Raw genomic sequence first — 670 nt, forward strand, 5'->3', positions numbered from 1 at the left:
GCGGTGACGGCGCGGTCGGTGCGCAGGGCGCCGGCGTGGGGGTCGTAGACGGCGATGTCGTCGGGGCGGAGGTTGTGTTGGGGGTAGCGTTCGGCCATTTCCTGGTGGTTGAGGATGTGGTGGTCGGCTCGGTTGGTCCTCGTGGTTTCGAGCAGGGCTGTGAGGTAGGGGCCGTCTTTGGTGCCGATGGAGAGTCCGCCGCAGCGGGTGAGGATGTGCTGGCCGGTTTCGGCTTCGAGTTCGGCCCAGAGATCCCGGGAGCGTTCCAGGATGGGGTAGAGGTTGGGGTTGCCGCGGTAGAGCATGCGGAAGAGGCGGGTGTCGCCGCCGACGGCGCTGCGGGCGTGGGCGGGGGTGTGTGCTTCGAAGCCGGTGACGGCGTCGGTGAGGCGGGAGGCTTGCCAGAGGGCCATGGATCCGATGCTGCCCAGGCCGATGACGGCGAGTTTTCCGTCCATGGTTAGAGGACCTGTTCCAGGAAGGCCCGGGTGCGGGGTTCCTTGGGGTTGGTGAGGACTTCGCGGGCGTCGCCGCGTTCGACGACGTAGCCGTCGTCCATGAAGATCAGGGAGTCGGCGACTTCGCGGGCGAAGCCCATTTCGTGGGTGACGACGACCATGGTCATGCCTTTTTTGGCGAGTTGTTTCATGACGGCGAGGACTTCGCCGAC

At 66.4% G+C, this 670-nt stretch carries 1 protein-coding gene and 1 pseudogene; both read right to left on the reverse strand.

Annotation, left to right across the window (positions count from 1 at the left end; translation table 11 throughout):
* A partial coding sequence (locus ACLKOZ_RS22455; RefSeq protein ID WP_436478484.1) for an FAD-dependent oxidoreductase occupies positions 1 to 458 on the reverse strand: 458 nt, incomplete at its 3' end.
* 2 nt (positions 459 to 460) lie between these two features.
* Positions 461 to 670, reverse strand: a pseudogene (locus ACLKOZ_RS22460) (ectoine/hydroxyectoine ABC transporter ATP-binding protein EhuA); the annotation flags it as partial.

The sequence above is a fragment of the Arthrobacter sp. R4 genome (assembly GCF_051365025.1).
In the GTDB taxonomy this organism is placed as follows: Bacteria; Actinomycetota; Actinomycetes; order Actinomycetales; family Micrococcaceae; genus Arthrobacter.